The 18,138-nt window shown below is 62.4% G+C and carries 12 protein-coding genes; 2 read left to right on the top strand and 10 right to left on the bottom strand.

Annotated features, from left to right (window positions below; translation table 11 throughout):
* The first annotated feature begins 6 nt into the window (after positions 1-6).
* Positions 7-951 carry a LysR substrate-binding domain-containing protein gene (locus JM946_RS09130; RefSeq protein WP_203166981.1) on the top strand — a complete coding sequence of 315 codons (945 nt, stop codon included), beginning with the start codon at positions 7-9 and terminating at the stop codon, positions 949-951.
* 56 nt (positions 952-1,007) lie between these two features.
* On the opposite strand, the gene JM946_RS09125 is transcribed toward JM946_RS09130, so the two are convergent.
* The 7 genes from JM946_RS09125 to JM946_RS09095 form a co-directional block, all read right to left on the bottom strand.
* The gene (locus JM946_RS09125) at positions 1,008-1,925 is read right to left on the bottom strand and encodes a formylglycine-generating enzyme family protein (RefSeq protein ID WP_203166980.1); all 918 of its coding nucleotides are present in this window, start codon (positions 1,923-1,925) and stop codon (positions 1,008-1,010) included.
* A gap of 50 nt (positions 1,926-1,975) precedes the next feature.
* Positions 1,976-4,744, bottom strand: a complete 2,769-nt coding sequence (locus tag JM946_RS09120) for a TonB-dependent receptor domain-containing protein (RefSeq protein ID WP_203166979.1) — start codon at positions 4,742-4,744, stop codon at positions 1,976-1,978.
* Positions 4,745-4,833: 89 nt separating this feature from the next.
* Positions 4,834-5,943, bottom strand: coding sequence for a FecR family protein (locus JM946_RS09115; RefSeq protein ID WP_203166978.1), 1,110 nt, complete (start codon positions 5,941-5,943; stop codon positions 4,834-4,836).
* Entirely contained in the window at positions 5,940-6,416 is a 477-nt protein-coding gene (locus JM946_RS09110) for an RNA polymerase sigma factor (protein ID WP_203166977.1), read from the bottom strand. The genes JM946_RS09115 and JM946_RS09110 overlap by 4 nt, the downstream gene beginning before the upstream one ends.
* An 84-nt stretch (positions 6,417-6,500) precedes the next feature.
* On the bottom strand, positions 6,501-8,213 hold the full coding sequence (locus JM946_RS09105; RefSeq protein ID WP_203166976.1) for a sulfatase family protein: 1,713 nt from the start codon (positions 8,211-8,213) through the stop codon (positions 6,501-6,503).
* Between the two features lie 11 nt (positions 8,214-8,224).
* The gene (locus JM946_RS09100) at positions 8,225-10,135 is read right to left on the bottom strand and encodes a sulfatase-like hydrolase/transferase (RefSeq protein ID WP_203166975.1); all 1,911 of its coding nucleotides are present in this window, start codon (positions 10,133-10,135) and stop codon (positions 8,225-8,227) included.
* Positions 10,135-11,898: an arylsulfatase gene (locus JM946_RS09095; RefSeq protein WP_203166974.1), complete on the bottom strand. Its 1,764-nt coding sequence runs from the start codon at positions 11,896-11,898 to the stop codon at positions 10,135-10,137. The genes JM946_RS09100 and JM946_RS09095 overlap by 1 nt, the downstream gene beginning before the upstream one ends.
* A 168-nt stretch (positions 11,899-12,066) precedes the next feature.
* On the opposite strand from JM946_RS09095, the gene JM946_RS09090 reads away from it, so the two are divergent.
* Complete coding sequence (locus JM946_RS09090) at positions 12,067-14,286, top strand: beta-glucosidase family protein (protein WP_203166973.1); 2,220 nt, start codon at positions 12,067-12,069, stop codon at positions 14,284-14,286.
* 176 nt (positions 14,287-14,462) lie between these two features.
* Here the strand turns inward: JM946_RS09090 and JM946_RS09085 are convergent, their stop codons facing one another.
* From JM946_RS09085 to JM946_RS09075, 3 genes are all read right to left on the bottom strand, one after another.
* Complete coding sequence (locus tag JM946_RS09085) at positions 14,463-16,670, bottom strand: xanthine dehydrogenase family protein molybdopterin-binding subunit (RefSeq protein WP_218042708.1); 2,208 nt, start codon at positions 16,668-16,670, stop codon at positions 14,463-14,465.
* A 5-nt stretch (positions 16,671-16,675) separates the two neighbouring features.
* Positions 16,676-17,140 carry a (2Fe-2S)-binding protein gene (locus tag JM946_RS09080; protein WP_203166971.1) on the bottom strand — a complete coding sequence of 155 codons (465 nt, stop codon included), beginning with the start codon at positions 17,138-17,140 and terminating at the stop codon, positions 16,676-16,678.
* A gap of 148 nt (positions 17,141-17,288) precedes the next feature.
* Positions 17,289-18,101, bottom strand: a complete 813-nt coding sequence (locus JM946_RS09075) for an AraC family transcriptional regulator (RefSeq protein ID WP_203166970.1) — start codon at positions 18,099-18,101, stop codon at positions 17,289-17,291.
* Between the last annotated feature and the right edge of the window lie 37 nt (positions 18,102-18,138).

Genomic DNA, 18,138 nt, shown 5'->3' with positions numbered 1-18,138 from the left:
GGACTCATGGACACCAGCATTCAAACCCGGCAATTACTGTATTTCGTCGAGGCCTCGCGCAGCGGCAGCCTGCTCAAGGCAGCCCAGCGACTCGACGTAACGCAGCCAGCTATAACCAGCGCCATTCTCAAGCTGGAAGCCACGCTTGGCGCCAAGCTGCTCGATCGCAGCCGGCAAGGCGTCACTCTGACCGCATACGGGCGCGTTTTCATTCAACACGCGGTCAAGGTGCTGTCGGAATTGAACGTAGGGCTGGCGCGGGTTCAGGCCACGCGCAACGCCGAGTTCGGACATGTCAACGTGGGAGTATTGCCGATTACAGCTTCGCCGCTGCTGCCGCTCGCGCTCGCAAGTTTCAAGCGCACACATCCACGGGTCGTGGTCACCGTCGTACCGAGCCACAACGACAACTTGTTGCCAGCGTTGCGTCTGGGCGAGCTGGATTTCGTCATCGGCTATGCGGGCACCTCCGAGCAGATGGCGGAGCTCGACCATCGCATCCTCTTCAACGAGCGGCTGGTGATCGTCGTGCGCAAGGGGCACCCGCTGACCAGCAAAAGATCGCCTCGACGCAGCGAGTTGCTCGATTATCCGTGGTTCATCGCGCATCCTTATCGAGAGTTTCGCGACCCGGTCAGCGCGCTGTTCGCCGGACAAAAGGTGCCCTTCCCCACCAACTTCATCGAAGGCAACTATCACATTGCCAACGAATTCCTGCGGGAGTCCACCGCCATCGCCGTCCTCCCCCACAACCTCGTGGCGCGCGATCTCGCAGCCGGCGACCTGGTGGAGATCAACACACGTGAGCCGCTAGGTAGCTGCGCCGTGCACATCAGCCGTCGCGATCGCGATGACCTGGCCTCACCAGCAAGAGCATTGATACGCGAGATCGACATGACGGCCACTCAGCTACAGACACGTGGCGCGGTCTTGCCGGTGGATGTGGATTGAACGATGCCGACTCGACACATCCTTCGAAAACCTTCACGGCCGTGAATGGCTGGGAATCACACTCGATCACGCACCACGCAGCGCAATCCGATGTGGCTCGTCGAGGTATCGATGGCATGCGCGTAACGTGCGGCGGGGCGGTACCGCTGACAGTAGTTGGGTGCGCATAAATGCGAACCGCCCTTCAACACTTTGCGCCCGATGCGGGCCAGGGGCATGTCCGGGTCATAGCTGTGCTGCTCGAGCCCGCCCCGGGGGTTTGACGGAATGCAGCAGCGGCCGTGATGTTTGTTATCGAGGCTCGGCAGCGCGTACCAATCGCAAGTCCATTCCCAAACATTGCCGATCATGTCGTAGAGCCCGAACGCATTCGGAGGAAAGGTACGCACGGGCGAGGTGCGCTCCCATCCGTCGAGCAGCTGGTTTTGGTGCGGGAAGTCACCCTGCCAATAGTTCGCCAGCATGCGCCCTTCCGGGGCCAACTCTTCCCCCCACGCAAACTCCGTCTCGAGTCCGCCGCGCGCGGCGTATTCCCATTCGGCTTCAGTTGGCAGCGACTTGCCCGCCCACGCCGCATAGGCATCGGCATCGGCGTAGGCGATGTGCACCACCGGATGATCTTCCAGCCCGGAAAGCGAGCTGCCCTCGCCTAGCGGCTGCTGCCAGCAGGCGCCGAAGCGAAACTGCCACCATCCATGAAACGCATCGGGATTCACCGCGCCTTGCGGTCGCTCGAACACGAGCGAGCCCGCTCGTGCCATCTCTGGTGGCATGCCTGGAAAATCAGCGGGATCGGGCGGCATTTCCGCCAAGGTGCGATAGCCGGTGGCCGCTACGAACGCTGCGAACTGCCGATTGGTCACCGGCGTCTCGTCGATCCAGAAACCATCGACACGCACGCGTCGGCATGGACGCTCCTCGGGGTAGAACCGATCCGAGCCCATGATGAAATCGCCACCGGGAAGCCGGCGCATGCCATGACTGCGTGCGCCGGTATTCATCTCACCGACTTCAAAAGGTCACATCAGAACGACACACCGAAGGTCGCGCCGAAGTAGCGGTTCGCTTCCTTGGGAATCGTCGCCTGCAAGTTGTTGGGCGTGACCAGTGCCGTGGAGAGCGTGGCCATGCGCCCCATCAACGTCACGTAATGCTCGTCGAAAAGATTCTTGACGAAGAACGTAACGCGATAGCGCTCGCTCGGGTCGCGCAGACCGATGCTGGCGTCGACGATCGTGTAGCTGTCATGCACCGTGAGCGGGTCCTGTTCGATGACGAAGTTCATCTTCGACTGGGCATTGCCCGCGAGCTGCACGAAGCTGGTCCAGCTGGTGCCCGGCACATCGAAGTCATAGCGCGCCGTCAGATTGCCGCGCCACTCCGGCGAGTTCGGCAATTGGCCACCGCGCACGTTCTGCACCGGATTCGCCCCCACTGCCGGGCGATAACACAGATTGATCGGCCGCGAGCCGGTGATGACCGGCGCCGCCGCCTGCTCGGACAGCGGACAGTTCAATCCATCGATGTCGACACTGCTGTCGAGATACGTCACGCCGCCGCTCAAGGACAATCCACCGAGGGGACGGAACGCAAACTCCATCTCCACACCCTGCGTCGTCGAGCTGCCCGCATTGGTGGTCGCGAATCTCACGATCCCTAAGTCCGGGTTGCCGCGATTGGCCTGCACCTGCAGATCCTCGTACTGCGCATAGAACAGCGCTGTATTGAGCGACAGCAGGCCATCGAACAGCTGGGATTTGAAGCCCAGCTCCCACGATTCGGCTTCTTCGGGGTTGATGGGCTCCTGGTTCTCGAAAATGGTTGCGAACTCCACTTCGTAGCCGGCGCCCTTGTAGCCGGTGGACCAGGTCAGATAGCCCTGCGCAGCGTCGCTGAACTCATATTTCAAGCCGAGCTTGCCGGTGACCACCGTGTCGTCGGACTTGCCTGTGCCCGAAGAGGGCGTGAATCCCGGCAGCGGCAGATCGCCCGGAACGACACGCTCCGCGGTACGGCGGCCGTCGTAAGTGATCTCTTCGTACTGCAGCCGCGCTCCGGCGAGGCCGGACAGGTTGCCCACAATGGCGAAATCCGTCTGACCGAACAGCGCGACGTTGCGAGTGGTCGTGTTCGCGAGGAAGCCGGCCTGAGAACGATACAAAGGCACATTGCATGGCAGGCCGAACGCTGCCGGCTCGCCGCCCGGCGCGCAACTGCCGACGCGACGCTCGAACCTGCGGTCCAGGTCCAGGTCCAGGAAATAAAGGCCCGCGACGTAGTTGAAACGCTGCTGACCCGGCGAAGTGACGCGGAACTCCTGCGTGAACTGCTGAATGTCGATGCTGCCGTCGTTGATGTCGAACCAACCATTGGTCACGGGCAGATACAACGGCGTCGGCGTATCGAGGCGGTCCACCGGCTGATCGTTCTCGACGAAGAAGTCCTGATACGCGCTCAACGAAGTCAGCGTGACCGCGTCGAGCTCGTAGTTGGCTTCGATGGACAGCGTGGTTTGCTCGGTGCTCGAGGTGGCAATGCGATTGTCGGTCTCGAGCCGGTTGTTGAAACTCGCCACGACCGGCAGCATCAACTGCGCGAGCAGCGGGTTCTCCACGGAAATGATCTGGCTGGAGCAGCAGGTAGTATCGTTCTCGCGATAGTCCGCCATGAACAGCATGTTGAGCCGGTCGGTCGGATCCCACTCGAGCTTGCCGCGAAAGCCCAGGTCCTCGTGGCCGTTCACGTCGCGATCCACCGTGATGTTGCGGATGTGACCGGCAACATCGTTGTAATAGCCGGTGAGTCGTGCGCCCACCGTATCGCTGAGGGGACCGGACACGGAGCCGCGCACGCGATATTCATCTCCCTCGGCCACCGTGACATCCATATCTGCTTCGAAGGTCGTGGACGGCCGTTTCGTGACAACGTTGACCACGCCGCCGATCGAATTCTTGCCGAACAACGTGCCCTGCGGTCCGCGCAGCACCTCGACGCGCTCGATGTCGGCGAGATCGGAAAAGCCCTGCGCGGCGCGCGCGAGCACGATGCCATCGACGACCACCGAGACCGAAGGCTCCAGACCCTGGCCGAACACGGCCGTGCCGATGCCGCGAATACGAAAATTCTTGTTGGCCGGATGCGCGCCTTCGGTGAATGTCAGCGAGGGCGTCATGTTGGTGAGGCTCGCGGTATCGTTGATGCCCGCGCTCGCCAGTTGCGCGCCAGACAATGCCGTGACCGCCACCGGCACGTCCTGGAGACGCTCTTCGCGTTTCTGCGCGGTGACCACGACTTCTTCCAAGGCCGGTTTGTCTTGCGCCGCCGCCGTCATCGCCGCCGCGGACATGAGCGCGCTGGAGAGCGTTCTCATGCGCCGTAGCTTGCGACCGTTCCCCGCCAGGTACACGCTCGAATGTTGTTTCATTTCTGTCTCCGGATTGGGTTGGGCTCCCGAGCACAGCGGCGAGCTCCGCAGACAGATCTCGATGGTGTTGGCGTTGATCTGGCGGAACGTGAGCTGCGAATCGAGGAGCATCTGCTCGAGCGCTGCGGCGATCGTGAACCGGCCGACCAGAGGCGAAGCCTCACGGCCATCGGCGACATCCGAAAAGAAAATGATCTGAATGCCAGATTGTTTGGCGAATGCCTGCAGCGCTCGCGCCAGCGGCTGGCGCTCGATCTGCAGGTCGTGCTCGCGACTGATGGCATCGCTCGCTGCGGCCGTGCCCACGGGCTGCAGCCAGGCAGCTACGCAAGCCACCGCACCGACCGTGAAACTGGTCTGTCGCGGCATATCCCCCTACCGTCTGTTATCGATCGTTCTTCATGGTCGCCTGTCGCGTCCGGTGAACCCGACGATTGCGCTCTCCAACCCGTAGAGCGCTATCGTAAAACTTTGGGCCCCTCCCCGCCCTCCGGCAGCGACACTACGTGATGTCCCGCCGCGCTGGTCGTGACCCGCACTCCCGGAATGTTGGCAATGAATGCGAGGAACGACGCCGAATCGTTCGCTTGAAACACGCCGGTGACCGATTGCGTACGCAGGCGCGGCGACTCGATCAGGATGTGCTGGCGATTGTAACGATTGAACTCTTCGGCCACCTCGGCCAGGCTGCGATTCTCGAACACCAGTTGACGTTGAGTCCACGCAGTCACCGGCGCAATGTCCGCAATGTGCTCGGGTTCGCTCATGCCGGCCTCCGTAACCACCAGCCGCTGTGCTTCGACCAGGAACTCCGTTGCTGGCGCATCGACCGCGACCGCCTCGTGACCTGACGGTTGCGGCTTGCCCGGTTGCTCGGTCATGACCTGCACCTTGCCTTGCACGACCGACACCGTCGTGCGATCGGCGCGCCGGTCGATGTTGAATCGCGTGCCGACCGCGCGCACCACCGCCTTGCCGGTATCGACATCGAAGGGCCGCTGCGAATCGTGCGCCACCTCGAACAGCGCCTCGCCTCGCACCAGCCGAATCAAGCGGCGGCCATCGGTCAACTTCACTTCGATCTCCGACGCGGTATTCAGCGTAATCAAGGAGCCGTCGCCCAACAGTACCGAGCGCTGCTCACCGATCTCGGTCTGAAAACGCTGCGGTGTCCACAGGAGCCAGGCTACTACGAGGACACAGCAGATCGCCGCCACGCTGGCATACGTGAACCTGCGGGCACCCACAGACGCAGACGGACCAGGCGCGCGTGCCATCGGCTGGGAGCGCCCCAGGGGAATGATCTCTGCCGAAGACGCGCGCGCCGCGCGGATCAGCTCGTCGGGCGGTGTGTCCGGCCACTTGCGATGTTTCGATTGCAGCGTGCCCATCATCATGGTCACGCGCAGATAGGCTTCGACCCGCTCCGGCGAGCGGCGCACCCAGGCGGCGAATGCTTCGCGATCCTCTCGCGTGCACGACTCTTCATGCAGCACGATCCACCAATGCGCGGCCTGCTCCGGCACGGTGGCCGATTCGATCGCATCAGGAGAATTCAGGCGCTTCATGACGATACGTCCTGCAACGCCCGCCGGAGAATCTCATAACCGTGCGCCAGCTGCCGCTTCACCTGACGCTCGGTGAGGCCGAGATCCCGAGCGATATCTTTACAACTGCGGTCGTCGCGAAGGCGCAGTAACAATACGGCATGCATCATGGGGGCAACGCTGGCGAGCGCCTCGTCGATACGACGCTGCGACATGCGCGCATCCGCCTCCGCTTCCAGATCCATCCGTTCGGCGGCGAGGCTCGTTTCGTCGAAGCTCGCGCTGTCGAAGGGCTGCTGCCGTTGCTTCCATTCCGAGATCACATGACTCGCGACGCTGATGAGGTAGGCCTCGGGATTGTGTACGTCATCCAGGTCTCGGGCCCGCAATAGCCGCAGGTAGGTTTCCTGGGCCAGATCCTCGATGTCCTGGCGGCGGGCGCGACTGCCCAGGAACCGCAACAGGTTGCGATTCCAGCGCGCGCGCCAACTCATTAATAAGGTGCCATTGCCCATGGTGTCCGCCCTTGCCTACTGTAGAGCGGGAATCGCGAATTTTGGGCCCCGGCGACGGCCTTGTCAGCGTCTCGGTGGGGTTTCCACCGCGTTCGTGCCCCGCCCGACGACCGGCAGCGGCATGAATGGCTTGCCCTGGTCATGCGCCGACTGCTTGGCACGGCTGTCCGGCAGGATGTCATCGAGCCGATCGAGCCGATTGGGCTCCACCAGCCAGGCCTCCGGGTAAGGCGCGGCGCCGGTTCCCTCGCGATGGCGGCGGACACTGCCGATCGACAGGCGCTGCGTGTAAGGGATGGTGTGACGGCCGTTGCGATCGGCCAGTTGCTCGAACAGCGCCTTCCTGAGCTCGATCTTGGCGTCCAGATACGCCGGATCGTTGATCAGGTTGTGCATCTCGTCGGGATCCTTCACCACATCGTACAGCTCGTCGGTATCGTAGATGCCGTAGTACTGGATGTACTTCATGTTGCCCCGCTGGATCGCGAAGGTGCCGGGGGTCATGGGGAACGTCCATTCCCAATAATACTCGTACACGAAATCCTGCGGCTGCCATTGCGCCGCCGGCACGCTGCCCTTGATCAACGGCCAAGCGCTACGCCCTTCGAACTGCGGCGGGCTTGGCACACCGGCGATATCGAGGAACGTCGGCGCGAAATCGAGATTGCGGATGCGTCCTTCATTGGTGACCCCAGCCGGGACGGTGCCGGGTCGATACATGACCATCGGCACACGCACCGAGGGCTGATAGGCATTGCGCTTGTCGATGAGGCCGTGCTCGCCGATCAGAAAGCCGTTGTCGGCGGTGAACACCACGAGCGTGTCCCGCTCGAGGCGATTTTTCTTCAGCCATGCGAGCAGGCGACCGACGCTGTCATCGACCGCCGAGAGCGTCGAATAGTAGTAACGCAGGTACTCCGTCATCTTCATGTCGGAGTTGTAGAAGAAGTCGATGCCGTGCCAGGTGTTGCGCTGGTTGTAGACCCACATCGGCTTGCCGGCGTAGTTCTCCGGCGTGTTGGCGGCGCTTGCCGGGATCTTGAACTCGAAGTCGTCGTACTGATGCGCATGGCGAGGCGCCGGCAGAGGATCGGAATGCACGGCCTTGTGGCTTAGATATAAGAAGAAGGGTTTACCCTTGTTCCGCTCTTTATCCAGCCATTGCAGCGCATAGTCGGTGAGCTCATCGGTGATGTAGCCCTGTTGCGCGACTTCCCGCCCGTCGACATTGAGCGTGTGGGTGCGCCCGGCCTTGACCGCTTCGGGCGACAGGCCCGTCGTCGGATAATAGGAGCCTTGGCCTTTGAAACTCACCCACTTGTCGAACCCGGGGCGCGGTGCGTCCGAGCTCTGTCCCATGTGCCACTTGCCCAGGAACGCGGTCTGATAGCCCGCCTTCTGCAAATAGCTCGGAAAGTAGATGAGCCCCTCTTCCGAGGCGTCGTTGTTATCCACGATCGTGTGATTGCGCGCCGTCTGACCGGTGAGGATGGTGGCGCGACTTGGCGAGCACAATGAAGACGTCACGACAGTGTTCGGGAAGTAACTGCCACCGCGCGCCAGTTGGTCGATGTTCGGAGTCTTCAGGCCCGGCTGCAAGAACCCCATGCCGTCGTAGCGAAGATCGTCGACCAGTATGAAAATGACATTGCTGGGCCGCGTTTGTTGACCATCGCCCGTTTTCGGCGCGGGCTGCGCAGAATGCGCACTGAAACTCAAGGTGGCGATCACGCCGAACAGCGCGCCAAACAAGGTTGCCTTCATCGATCTGCTCATCACGATAATCCTCAAGCCCGGCCCGGCGCCGCGCGCGTGCCTCGTAGCAACCGCTCCAGATCGAAAATCGGTCGGTGCGGATCGTAACTGCCTTCGAGCGTCTGAATCAGATACGTCGCGGCGTTGTTGAGATATTCATTTCTGTCGTCGCCCTCGGTCATCTTGCGCAGGGCAGGCAAGGCGGCGCGCGAGGCCGGCCCGATCCTGGTAAGGGCGTTCACCGCCTGAAGTCGCACCGGCATGCCTTCTGCCGCTTCGAGCAGCGAAGTGAGTGCTGCGAGGCTCTCCTCCTTGTCACCGAGCATGGCACACGCTTCCGCCGCAACGATACGCACTTGCTTGGATGGATCGGAGCGCATTGCCGCCTGGAGTGCAGCAGTCGCGGGCGCCGCGCTCGCCCCCAGCATCAATAGTCCCATCGCGGCCCAGTACCGCACGACTTCGTCGCGATCGTCGAGCGCCTTGCGCAGTGTCGCAAGTTTGCGAGGATCGCGACGTGCCCCCGCCTGCGCCACCCGCATCACACGCTGTAACGGATACGCGCCCTTGCCGCGACTTGGCTCGTAGCCTTCAAGGCTCGAGCCTTCGGGGATAAAGCCATTGTCGTTGATCTTGATCATGTGCGCATCGAGCGCGCTGCGCATCGCCTTGATACGAATGGCGTGTGCGACATCGGCGATTCGATTGTCGATCTGGTCGGGATCCGCGTGCAGATCGTAGAACTCTTCGTACGGGCGCTGCTCGAACGCTCTGCGCTGAGCAGGTGTCAGCTTGCCCGCGCGTTGCAGCTCGTCCCAATCCTGATAGCCCCGCGCCAGCCACGCGAACGCCTGATTCTGCACGGCCGGCAGGAATGGCATGTAGTTGCGGATGTAGCGATAGCGACCGTCGGTTACGGTACGCACGAAGTCATAGCGCTCGTCCATACGATTGCGCATGCCGAAGGCATATGGCTGAGGCTTGGCGGCCGCAGGCCCGAGGAACGCCTTGCCCTGCATGGTGGCTGGAATCGCCAGCCCGGCCAGGGAAAGCAAGGTCGGCGCGAGATCGACGAAGGTCACTGGCGCATCCAAGGTGGCTCCCGGCGCGGCTGGCGCGAGGTGCGCCCACTTGGCTGGAAGATGTACCACCAGTGCACAACGCAGCCCCTCCTCGTAGCAATATCGCTTGGACCTCGGCAGCACACCGCCGTTGTCAGAGTAGTAGAAGACGATGGTGTCCTCCGCAAGCCCGGCGGCCGAGAGCTCGGCGAGCTTCTCGCCGACTTGCGCGTCCATCTTCTCCATCAGGTTGTAGTAGCTGGCGTGATTCTCCCGCATGCCCGGTGTGTCCGGCAGATACGCTGGAATGCGCACATCCTCCGGTTTGATTCGGCCCGGCGTGGGCTTGAACAGCTGCGACTCGTGCGTGGTCTCGAAATTGAACACTGCCATGAACGGCCGGCCGTCGGGACGGTTCTTCCAATGAGCCTCGCGACTGCTCGCGTCCCAGAGCTTTGCGGGATCGGCATCGCAGTTGTAGTCGGTCTTGGCGTTGTTGGTGCAGTAGTAGCCCGCCGAACGCAGCAACTCAGGATATGTACGCAGCATCGCGGGCAACTTGGCTACTGCGCGCATGTGATTGGCGGGCGCGCATGTCTGCGAGTACATGCCGGTAAGAATGGTGAAACGCGATGGGGCGCACACCGGCGCATTCGAATAAACATTCCGATACAGCAAGCCCCTGCTTGCGAGCGCATCGATGTTCGGCGTGTGGGCGAGCCGATCGCCGTACGCGTGAATGAAGGGGTTGTTGTCCTCGCTGACCAGCCAGAGGAAATTCGGTCGCGCGTTGTCGCGCGCTCGAGCGAGCGGAACATTCGAGGCAAGCGCCGCTGTCGCCAGGGCGCCCGCCTTCAGAAACTCTCGGCGCGATCCTGACATCAACGCACTTCCTGCTGTGCCGTGGGTTCCGGAGGCGGAATAAGGTGCGGCGGTATGGGGGCGCGATCCGGACTATCGTCGAAGCGCTCGCGAACTCGAAATCTTTCCGGCGCTTCGGCCAGGGGCGGCGTACTGTACTTGCGCGCCTCGCTCCACCACAGCTGCTTGAGCTCTTCCAGTTTCTCAGGATAGCGTGCGGCAAGATCGGTGCTCTCCGAGAAATCGGTCTCCGTGTTGTACAGCTCCCACTTGTCGGTCGCAAAATCTGTGAGCTGCTTGTGAACAGCCAACGCGCGCCAATGACCCGAAGTGATCGCACGATTGCCGCGCAGCTCGAAATATTGCACGGTGCGTGCACTCGGCGCGTTGGCGGACGTGAAGCTGGCCTGAATCGATTTCCCGGCGACCGGAATCTCTGCGCGGCCATCGAGCGAGGTGGGAAAACTCGTATCGGCCGCCTCGGCGAGCGTCGGTGCGATATCGACGACATCGACATACTGATTGCGAATCGCCCCGCCATCGCGAATGACCTTCGGCCATGACACGATCAGCGGCGTGCGCACGCCGCCCAGATGCGGCCAGAGCTTATAGCGGCGAAACGGTGTGACACCCGCCATGGCCCAGGGCCGCTGATATTCCGACTGGGTCTTGACCGTGCCCAGCTCATCGAGACGCGCGAGCATCTGCTCGGGCGTCAGTGTGTTGGGTCGATACAGCCGTTCGAAAGAACCTTTCTGGCCCGCTTCCGACGCCGCACCGTTATCCGAGAAGAACACGATCAGCGTATTGTCATATTGCCCGGTCGCCTTCAGATGCGCGACCAGCCGGCCGATCTGCTCGTCGGTGTGCGTGAGGAATCCCGCATAGACGGCCATGAAGCGAGCGAAGACTTTCTTCTCCACGTCGGAGAGAGCGCTCCAGGCGCGATCGCCCGGATTGCGCGGCGGCAGAACGGTATTCGCCGGCACGATGCCCATCTGTTTCATGCGCGCGAGCCGTTCCTCGCGCAGCGCGTCCCAACCCTTTTCATAAACGCCTGCGTACGCGTCGGCGTATTGCTTCGGCGCTTGGATCGGAGCATGGGCGGCGCCATACGCCAGATATACGAACGTCGGCTGCCGCGGCCGGCCCGGCTTGGGCGTCAGCGCCGCAATCGCATGATCGGTGATATCGGTCGAAAAGTGATAGCCGGCGGTGTCCGGCGTCGGAATGCGGCGATTGCCTTCGATGAGATTGGGGCGATATTGATCGGTCCAGCCCAGGAAGAAACCATAGAACTGGTCGAAGCCGCGTTGCAGGGGCCACGAAGCGTTGTTGCCCGGCGACCCATCTTCGCTTTCGGGCGCGAGATGCCACTTGCCATAGCCATGCGTCGCGTAACCGGCCCGTTGTAGCACTTGCGCAATGGTCTGCGCGTTCTGCGGCAACTCGCCGCGATCGCGAGTGAAATCGTTCGGGTCGAGTTTGGTCGCGGGCAGATCCGCCATGCGCACCGTCTGCGGATTGCGCCCCGTCATCAGCGCCGCCCGCGTCGGCGAGCATACGGCCTTGGTATCGAATCGGTTGTAACGCAGCCCGCCGGCCGCGATGGAGTCGATCGCTGGAGTGCGGATCTCGGACCCGAACGAACCGATGTCCGAATAACCCACGTCATCGAGCAGGATGACGACGATGTTCGGACGCTGATCGTCCCGAGCGGGCGCGGCCGCCGAGCACAGCTGGGCAATGAACAACAAAGCCAGCGACACCACAGTGCTACGCATTCATCCCCCGAGAAACATGGTTTTGTCGGCGGCAAATTCGTTCCATCGGCAATGGAAGTCAAGGTGGGGGCCCAAAGTCGCGCGCCGGCGCTCTTCCCGATTTGGCCCTGCTGTTTCCGCAGGGCCCCAACAACTATTCCGCTCGAGTCAGCTCAGGGGCAGACATTCATGCAACTCAAAGCGTTTCCGTTGCTGATCGCCACGCTCGGCGCATCGACCGCGCCCTCGATCTATGCCTCCGATGCCAACTCCACCGAAGCTCGCTGGACGCGCGCGGAGAAACGCGCCGCCGCCACGGTCAAGCAAATGACCGCTGAAGAAAAAACCGTGCTCACTCACGGCATCATGCCCCTGCCTGTCGGCCCCAATCCGCCACCGATTCCGGCCGATGCCATCCCTGGAGCCGGTTATGTGGCCGGCATCGAGCGACTCGGTGTGCCAGCGCTGAAAGAGTCGGATGCCAGCCTCGGCGTTGCCTATGTGTTCGGCTTGCGCAAGGACGGCGCGACTGCCTTGCCATCCGGATTGGCGATGGCGTCGACCTGGAATCCCGAACTGCTGCGTGAAGGCGGCCGCATGATCGGTTCGGAGGCGCGCGCCAAAGGCTTCAACGTGCTGCTCGCCGGCGGAGTCAATCTCATGCGAGATCCGCGCAATGGCCGCAACTTCGAGTATTTCGGCGAAGACCCGTGGCTGGCGGGCACCTTGGCAGGCGCGTCGATCGCCGGCGTTCAGTCGAACGATATCATCTCCACGATCAAACATTTTGCCCTGAACGGACAAGAGACCGGCCGCAAGTTCGTGGACGTGAAGATCAGCGAGAGCGCGGCGCGCGAGAGCGACTTGCTTGCGTTTCAGATCGCCATCGAGATCGGTCAGCCGGGATCCGTGATGTGCGCTTACAACCGCGTTCACGGACAGCCAGCGTGCGGCAGCGACTGGCTGCTCAACAAAGTACTCAAGCAAGACTGGGGCTATCGAGGCTTCGTGATGTCCGATTGGGGCGCGGTCGCAAACCTCGAGGCTGCACTGAACGGCCTGGACCAGCAGTCCGGAGCACAGCTCGATCCGCAAGTGTTTTTTGACGAGCCGCTCGCCGACGCCATGAAGAAGGATCCGGCATACGCCGCGCGCGTCGACGATATGAACAAACGCATACTCACTGCGATCTACGCGAATGGACTGGATACGCATCCGGCAACGCCCGGCGGCACCGTCGATCTGCAGGCCAACGCCGCCGTGGCCGAGAACGTGGCCAGGCAAGGCATCGTGTTACTTCGCAACGAGCGCAACACGTTACCTCTTTCTCGCAGCATCAAGCGCATCGCTGTGATCGGTGGTTATGCCGATACGGGCGTGCTATCTGGAGCAGGCTCCAGCCAAGTGCAAGGCGAAGGCGGTCCTGCAGTGTCGATCCCGCTCGGCGGCCACGGCCCATACGCACCGTTTCTCACTCAGGCATACCACCGCTCGGTCCCGCTGGATGCGATCAAAGCGGCGGCCAAGAAAGCAGATGTGCGTTTCCGCGATGGACGTTACGTCAGCGAAGCAGTGACTCGGGCCAGGCAGGCCGACGTTGCTATCGTCTTCGCGACGCAGTGGTCGGCCGAGGGCTTCGATCAACCGGACCTGAGCCTGCCATATGGCCAGGACGCGCTGATCAGCGCCGTAGCGGAAGCCAATCCAAACACCGTCGTCGTACTGGAAACCGGGGGCCCGATTCTCATGCCGTGGCTCGATCATACTGCCGCAGTCGTGCAGGCCTGGTACCCGGGTGCGCGCGGTGGCGAAGCGATCGCGGCTGTATTGTTTGGCGATGTCAATCCGTCGGGACGACTGCCCATCACTTTCCCCGCCAGCGAGAACGATCTGCCACGAACCAAGATCGACGGCTTCGACACCCTCGATCCCGATTTTTCCGGCAGCGCGCCCAGCGCGGATGCCCGCCTCACCGCCGACTATGACATCGAAGGTTCCGACGTCGGATATCGTTGGAATGCGCGCCACGGCCATCAGGCGCTGTTCCCGTTCGGGTATGGACTGTCCTATACGAGCTTTGTTACTTCAGGCCTGAAGACCGACGGCGCGACCGCCAGCTTCGAGGTGAAAAATACCGGCGACCGCCTCGGCGCGACGGTCGCTCAGCTGTATCTGGTCTCGCGGCTTGGCGCGACCAAGCGACGGCTGGTCGGCTATGAGCGCGTCGAACTCGCGGCCGGCGAATCTCGCAAGGTGTCGCTCACCATCGACCGTCGCCTGCTCGCCGACTGGCGCGATGGCTCCTGGCAGATGCCGGCTGGCGCATATGAGTTCGCGCTCGGTGAGCACGCCGAAGCGCTGGGGCCGCCGGTGGTTGCAAACATGAAAGCACGACGCTGGAAGGACTGAACAACGCCGAATCTCCAATCCGACCACTGCGCGACGCCGCCGCCTGCGCTTGCCGCGGCAGAGCGCAATGGCCCCGCATGCCTGATCCACCTCTGCAACCTTCAACCCGGAACCTCACTGGGCCCCAGTTTGCTCCTCCGGCGCGCTGCCGCCTGAATGCGCCTTCGTTGGTTCGTTCACGCGCTTCGCAACTCCTCCGCGTTGATCGGCAGCTTCCGGATCCGCTTACCTGTGGCGGCGAATACCGCGTTGGTAATCGCAGGCGCGATCGCCGAGCAACCTGGCTCGCCGATCCCTCCTGGACTCGCCGTGCTCGGGATGATGTGCACCTCGACGCGCGGCATTTCGTTGATGCGCATGATGCGGTAGTCGAAGAAGTTGCTCTGCTGCACTCGGCCGCGGTCGAACGTGATCTCGTTCCACAGGGCCGCGCTCGCGCCGAATACGACGCCGCTTTCAATCTGCGCGACGATCGTGTCCGGGTTCACCACTTGGCCGCAGTCCAGTGCGCACACGACGCGCTCCAAGCGAACATCACCTTCCTTGCCGACCGATACCTCCGCGATTTGAGCCATGTAGGTGCCGAACACGAACTGCGCCGAGACGCCTCGGCCGAAACGTCGCTCGGAAGAGGAGCGCAGCGGCTCAGCCCATCCTGCTTTCAATGCAGCGAGTTCCAGCACTGCGCGCAGACGCGGCACATCGGCAAGCAGCGCCCGACGGTACTCGACAGGATCTTTTTTCGCCGCCGTCGCCAATTCGTCGAGGAAGCTCTCCACGACCCACACGTTATGTGTGGCGCCGACGCCGCGCCAGTACGCGGTCGCAAATGGCGGCTCGTGTCGCACGTACTCCACGCGGATGTTTGGGATGCCGTACTTGAGATCCCGCGCGCCCTCCACGGCATCCGGGTCGAGTCCATCCTTGAACCAATCCGGCGCGTATCGCGCCGTGATCGAGGACCCAGTGACTCTGTGTGTCCACGCGCTCGGCATCCCATTCTCATCGAGCGAAGCAGCGAGCCGATCGTAGTAATAAGGTCGGAACACGCCGTGCTGGATGTCCTCCTCTCGCGTCCACACGACTTTGAGGGGCTCCTTCATCTGCTTCGCGAACGCAACCGCCTGCGCCACGTAGTCCACTTCGAGACGCCGACCGAAGCCGCCGCCGATATAGTGGTTATGCACTTGAACTTTCTCGAGCGGCAGGCCTGTGATCTTTGCGGCGATGCTTTGGGCGATCGCAGGTACTTGCGTACCGCACCAGATCTCGCAGGCGTCCGAACGAACGTGTACCGTGCAATTCATCGGCTCCATCGTCGCGTGAGCGAGAAAAGGCATCTGGTAGATCGCTTCGAGCTTGCGCCCAGAGTCGGTGATCGTCTGTCTCGCATCGCCGTCGTCGCGCGCAACCACGCCTTCCTTGCTCGATGCAACGGCCATCTCCGCCACGATCGCCGCAGTCGTCAATTTCGCATGCGGTCCGTCAGACCACGTTGGCGCAAGCGCGGCGAGCCCCTGTCGTGCGCTCCACATATGATCGGCGACGACGGCAACGGCATCATCGAGCTTCAACACCTGGTACACGCCTTTAACGCCCAGCGCTTTGGCATCCTCCGTGCTCTTCAGCTTGCCGCCAGGAACCGGGCTGGCGGCGACGGTAGCGATCCTCATGCCGGGCAGCCGCGCGTCGATTCCGAACTTCGCGCTTCCGTTCACCTTGGCGGGCGAATCCAGGCGCTTGTGCGCCTTGCCAATTAGTTTGAAATCGGCAGGCTCTTTGAGTGGAACGATTGACGGCGGCGACAGCTTCGCCGCGGCATCTACGAGCTGACTGTAATCGAGCGTGCGGTTCGTCTCCGGGTGCGTCACCGTGCCATTGCGAGCGACGCAGCTATTGGCGTCAACGCCCCACTCCTGTGCCGCGGCTTCGATGAGTACCATGCGAGCTGCAGCGCCCGCGCGACGTAGCGGTTCCCAGGCACCGCGGACGGATGTTGAGGCGCCCGTGATTTGGCCGCCAAGTATAGGGTCAGCGTATAGATCGTCATTTGCAGGCGCTTGCTCCAGTTTCACCCGCGAGAGATCCACTTCCAGTTCTTCCGCGATCAGCATCGGGATGGACGTGAAAGTGCCCTGGCCCATCTCGACTTTATGCATGACGAGGGTCACGCTGCCTGAACGGTCGATACGAATGAAAGCGTTCGGGTTCAAGCCCGGCGCCTCGCGTGTGACGTCTGCACTCGCTGCGCCAGCAGCAGACTCGGCCGACCTCTCCCTGGGTCCGCCGCGATCGCACCCTGGGATCGTGAATGCAAGAACGAACGCGCCGCCCGCCTGAAGCACCTGGCGACGAGTGGCGGAGCGCGGGGCACTGCCCTTCATGTCTTTCATACCGATGTCACTCTTGTGCCGGCCAGCTTGATCGCAGCGCGAATGCGCGCATAGGTACCGCAGCGACAAAGGTTGCCGGTCATCGCGGCATCGATGTCGGCGTCGCTGGGCTTCTGATTGGTACGAAGCAAGGCCGTCGCGGACATGATCTGGCCCGATTGACAGTAGCCGCACTGAACCACGTCGAGCTCACGCCACGCTTCCTGGACGCGATTGCCGACCGGATCGTGCTCGAGTGCTTCGATCGTCACGATGCGCTTTCCCGCGACGGCCGCCACGGGGGTCACGCAAGAGCGGACCGGTTCGCCGTCGACATGCACCGTGCAGGCGCCGCACATGGAGATCCCACAGCCGAACTTCGTACCCGTCAGCCCCACCACGTCGCGGAGCACCCAGAGAAGCGGCATGTCTTCGGAGACGTCGACCGCGTGCGATTCTCCATTGATGTTGAGCGTAAGCATGATTGGTATATCCGGATGATCGTTGGAGGAAATATGCTGCCGAAGCTAACGATGACGGTTCTTGTATGAGCATGACGCCCGTTGAACAATCGGGCCGCGAGGCAGTCGACGTTCGTGGCCGATCGAGGCCACTGGAGACTGTGCGCCCTCAGCGTTGGTGCATGCGTCGCCACGCACCTGGGCTCATTTGCAAAGAACGCTGGAAGATGCGGGTCATGTGGCTCTGGTCCGCAAAACCACAATCCAATGCCACGTCGGCCAACATTCGGCGAGAGGTCGTGAGCAGTTGCTTCGCCCTTTCTACTCGAAGCTGAAGCAGCCACGCGTGCGGCGACATCCCTGTCGATCCGCGGAATGCTCGCGTGAAATGACGGATCGACAACTCGCAGGCTTTCGCCAAGTCGGCCAGCGTGATGTTGCCGGTGAGATTTTCAGCGATCAGCTCCTTGGCGCGTCGCTCTTGCCAACGCGCCAGCATCCCTGCATGCGCGTCCGATCTCGCGCGCATGCCACCATAGGTATGTGCAACGTGAGTCGCAAGCGCCATCGCGACGTGATCCACAAAGAGTTCGCTCGCCTGTTTGGGCGCCGACAACGCCGGCCGAATCGTCTGCAACAGATGCCGAGCGACTGGATCTTGTAACGCCCTGCCGGGTTCATGGCGAAGCTCGTCGATGGCAGACGAGTTCGCGTCCTCGGCCAGGGCATCGAGCGACCTGCGCGGGATGTAGAGATCCACTGCATGAAACGGATCGCGACGATCGATCGACAGGTTCGTTCTGAGGTCGAAGATGGCGACCGCGCCTGCGTCAAACTCGCGTGGACGGATCAAGCGGCCATCTGTGTACAGGTCGAAGTCCGGACAGGCCCGAAGCTGCAGCGCAATCAGGAATGCATCGTCGCGAATGGGTTCGGTCGTCGCGATATCGTCGGGACCGGCCGCAAGCTCGATGAACGTCATCCCCGATTTGCGCGCGGCGCTCGTCCGCAAGACCGGC

Source organism: Steroidobacter gossypii, assembly GCF_016801985.1.
GTDB classification, from domain to species: Bacteria; Pseudomonadota; Gammaproteobacteria; order Steroidobacterales; family Steroidobacteraceae; genus Steroidobacter; species Steroidobacter gossypii.
The sequence above is the reverse complement of the archived record's forward strand: the minus strand, read 5'-3'. Positions and strand labels throughout refer to the sequence as shown.